Below are 3,505 nucleotides of genomic sequence, written 5' to 3'. Positions count from 1 at the left end.
ACCCCCCGCCAAGCCACACCAGTTCGACCCCGCTCACCCCACCCGTACCTGGGCAACGGCACTGCGCCGGACCCCGGTATCGATGTGGAACGACGACATCGCCGACCACGCAGCCGCCCTGACCTACTACGCCATCCTCACCGTGCTCCACCAGATGCTCACCCAGCACTCCGCTGGGCCCACCGCATCATGCTGACCGCCTTGGCCCTGCTCGCCCTGCTGGTCGTCAGCGCCCTCGGGCTGGTGCTCAGCGGACCGATCGCCGAAGACCTGGGCCGCAGACTGCACCTCGACGCGGCCGTAGCGCTCATCTGGACCTTCGCCCGCTGGTCCTCGTCGTCTTCCACACTGGCCCCGCCCCGGCACGCCGAGACCACCACAGCCTGCCCGGCGGCATCCTGGCCGCCACCCTGTGGCTGACCGTCTCCGGCGCCTTCGCCCTCTACACCACCCTGCTCGGCACCTACAACCGTCTCTACGGCTCACTTGCCGGGATAGTGGTCTTCCTGATCTGGCTCTGGCTGTCCAACCTCGCCGTGCTCGCCGGCGCCCAGTTCACAGCTGAACTCGGCAAGCACCGGCCGAGCACCCCCAGACCGCTGCCGCGATCGTCCACGACCTGTCCGCCTCATGACTGAAGGCGTAGGACTTCAGGAAGTCCTACGCCACCGAGCTGGCGGCCACGTACATTCGCCGCCTGGCGCCGGCCTCGGAGCTCTCTCCTTGCTGACCTCGGTCATTCCAGGATGGCTTCAGGTCACGTCACCATCGAAGCCGACCATCATCTCCAGCTACGCGCTTGTTCCGTCCATGTCGTCAGAGTCGGAACTGTTCAGACGACAAGGTCCGAGCCATGCGTTTCTGATGGCAGGCCGCGGGTCGTGACGAGTCGGGCACTGCCGTCTGCCAACTGGTAGGAAAGGCCCACCACGGCCGTCCGTCCGGCCGTCACCTGGTCGGCGAGCACTCGGGAGCGATCCATGAGCAGGTCGACAGTGTGCCTTATGTGCTCGGCGATGATGTCGTCGTCCCGGGTGAGTCCGGAGGCGCGGGCCGACAGGACACTGGGAGTGACGCGCTCCACCACGTCGCGCACGTACCCAGTTGTGCTGACGCCATCGTCCAGGGCGGCACGAGCGGCCGCGACCGCGCCACATGAGTCATGGCCCAGCACCACGACCAGCGGGCAGTCCAACACGCTCACCCCGTACTCGATACTGCCCAACACCTCGGGCCCCGCCACATGGCCTGCGGTACGGACCACAAAAAGATCACCGAGTCCCCGGTCGAAGATAATCTCGGCGGCCAGCCGTGAGTCGGAGCAGCCGAAGAGCACAGCGAACGGTTGCTGCCCGGGCGCGGTCTCGGCGCGGCGCACGGCGTCCTGATTCGGGTGCTGCGGCGCCCCCGCGATGAACCGCTGGTTGCCGGCCAGCAGTAGTTCGAATGCTTCGGACGAAGTCAAGGGCTTCGCGTGAGTCATGACCGCAGGCTACGAGGAGGCCCAGTTCACAACTGCGCCGGGGTACTCAGAACAATGCGCGGGTATGGGAAACGAATATTTGTCCCGTAAATAATCTTTGACGTGACAGGAGCGAGGCAGCCTCCCGTCATCACCGGGCGTCTATCCGGCGCAGCTGAGGTTGTGCAGGCGGGCGATGCCAGGCAAGGCGAGATGGACGCCGTCACCCTTGAGGCGGCAGTCACGGAAGATCTTCCAGGTCTTCATCCGGGCGAAGACGTGCTCGAATCGAGCACGAACCTGACCTGTTCGAGCAGTTGTGCGCCCGCTTCCAGTCGGGCAGTTCCTCGCCGGATCTGGCGCCCACGAGCAAGACCCTGTGGACGGATGCCTCCAGCAGGCCACCGACCACCTCACCACCCTCCCGTCGAAGAGAGGCTCACCGCCCTGGCCGCCCTCCGCCACGCCACCCTCAACGCTCTGCGCCACCGCCGAACACGACGCCGTGACCGCCACCCGCACCCAGGGCTGGCCCCCCGCAGGCTGACAAGCTCCCTATCGCTGTCCGTGGGTATATGAGCGCTCCGGGCAATGTCGCCTCACCACGGTCGGCACACCGCTGCCCGGGGCGATTGACGACGCCCGGGCAGCGGGGGTACCGGTCTTCACGCTTGTCGCATGCTGTTTTCAGAGCAGTACACCAAGGCCGATGCCCAGGCCGATCCCGATCCCGACGCCGCCGTAGCCGTGGTCCCAGTTGTGGTCCCAGCCATGGTGGTGCCATCCGTCGTGGCCCCAGTCGTCGTCACTCGGGGCACCCGCCACGGCCACGGTCGCCTGCGTGGGGGTGGCAGCCTCAGCGGCACCGGCCAGAGGGATCACCGCGGCGGCCGTAAGGGCGGCGACGGAAAGGACGCGGGCGAGGGTCTTCTTCACGGTCAAACTCCCTATCGAACGAATGCGGACATTTGCCACGCTACGGCGACCAACCACACAGGGCGACTCGAAGGGTTACCCGCCGTGATCGACCTCTCTGACGCCAATGGCCAACAGCCGCAACGTTTTGGTGGTTTGAGGTGCGATGACGAGTGGCGCCGAGGTGCTGTGTGGGCAGGTTGGGGCGCGGGAGTCGGGTGGTGTGCCATCTGGGGCGGGAGCCGGTCCTCGCTGCCCCCGTCCTTCTCAGCGAAGGTCACCGACACGGACGGTGACAACGCCCAGGGCCAGTACGAGATCACGGCCGACCCGGCCTACGCCTATGCGGCGTACGTTAAGACGGTGGCCTCCGGATCCACCTCCACCCTGGTCGTCCCCGCCGCCAGTGCTTTCCCCGCCGGTGTCCATCTGCGCTACCGCGCCCGTGCCTATGACGGCACCGACTACGGACCCTGGTCGGGCTACACCACCTTTGTGATGAACACCGGTCTGCCGGCCGCACCCGCCGTCTCCTGCGCCACCTACGGCCAGGACACCTGGACGACCAAGGCGGCCGGCGCGGTGACCTGCACCCTGGACACCGCCTCCACCGACGGGCAGGGCTACTCCTGGGGCCTGAACGACCCGGCCACGCCCAAGCGCGGCGACGACACCGTGGACGGCAACGGCGGCGACCGGTGTCGTGATCGTCGACCGCAGTGCCGAAGGCACCTGGCAGGCCCTGTCCTGGTCCGGGCTATCAGCCGGGCCGGCTGGAAATGAGCCGTGGGACAGCGGACCGGCGGGCCAAGCGATGTAGTACGCCCACCTTCAAAGCATCCGCATCCTTCCCGTATCGCCGACCTGCCCACTTGTCACGGTCCAGCAGTGCGCCGCCCGATGGAGGGCCAGAGACTCCTACGCGCGGCGGCTGCTCGCCCCCCTCACCGCCCCAACCCGCGATGTCCTGACCGGTGCTCGCCAGTACGACCAGCAGGAAGCCGAGGCCGCCCGCGCAGCGCGACCGGGGTCGCGGGCGTCGGTGACGATCGTCTGTAGGTCCCGCTCCGTGGGCAGTTGGTGGTCGCGGACGATGTCGGTACGACGCCCGCGACCCCGGTCGCGCTG

Annotated in this window: 4 protein-coding genes and 2 pseudogenes; 2 read left to right on the top strand and 4 right to left on the bottom strand. The window is 67.6% G+C overall.

Features of this window, described 5'->3' with window-relative positions; genetic code table 11:
• Positions 1 to 61: 61 nt before the first annotated feature.
• A pseudogene (locus J0695_RS31445) lies at positions 62 to 638 on the top strand (YihY/virulence factor BrkB family protein).
• 194 nt (positions 639 to 832) lie between these two features.
• On the opposite strand, the gene J0695_RS31440 reads toward J0695_RS31445, so the two are convergent.
• The 3 genes and pseudogenes from J0695_RS31440 to J0695_RS31430 all read right to left on the bottom strand — a co-directional run bounded on the left by J0695_RS31440 (position 833) and on the right by J0695_RS31430 (position 2,398).
• On the bottom strand, positions 833 to 1,483 hold the full coding sequence (locus J0695_RS31440; RefSeq protein WP_206967833.1) for a carbonic anhydrase: 651 nt from the start codon (positions 1,481 to 1,483) through the stop codon (positions 833 to 835).
• Between the two features lie 141 nt (positions 1,484 to 1,624).
• Positions 1,625 to 1,820, bottom strand: a pseudogene (locus tag J0695_RS31435) (IS5/IS1182 family transposase); the annotation flags it as partial.
• 329 nt (positions 1,821 to 2,149) lie between these two features.
• A complete protein-coding gene (locus J0695_RS31430; protein ID WP_206967831.1) occupies positions 2,150 to 2,398 on the bottom strand; it encodes a hypothetical protein in 249 nt (82 codons plus the stop codon).
• 168 nt (positions 2,399 to 2,566) lie between these two features.
• Here J0695_RS31430 and J0695_RS31425 point away from each other — a divergent pair, with 168 nt between their 5' ends.
• Complete coding sequence (locus J0695_RS31425) at positions 2,567 to 3,160, top strand: hypothetical protein (protein WP_206967829.1); 594 nt, start codon at positions 2,567 to 2,569, stop codon at positions 3,158 to 3,160.
• Positions 3,161 to 3,295: 135 nt separating this feature from the next.
• Here the strand turns inward: J0695_RS31425 and J0695_RS31420 are convergent.
• A partial coding sequence (locus J0695_RS31420) for a hypothetical protein (protein ID WP_206967827.1) occupies positions 3,296 to 3,505 on the bottom strand: 210 nt, incomplete at its 5' end.

It is taken from the genome of Streptomyces beijiangensis (genome assembly GCF_017315755.1).
In the GTDB taxonomy this organism is placed as follows: domain Bacteria; phylum Actinomycetota; class Actinomycetes; order Streptomycetales; family Streptomycetaceae; genus Streptomyces; species Streptomyces beijiangensis.
Note: the sequence above shows the minus strand (reverse complement) of the source record. Positions and strands in the feature narration are given on the sequence as shown.

Excerpts from the sequence above, each read along its gene's own strand:
- J0695_RS31440 (WP_206967833.1), bottom strand. The coding sequence starts at position 1,483 with ATGACTCACGCGAAGCCCTTGACTTCGTCCGAAGCATTCGAACTACTG.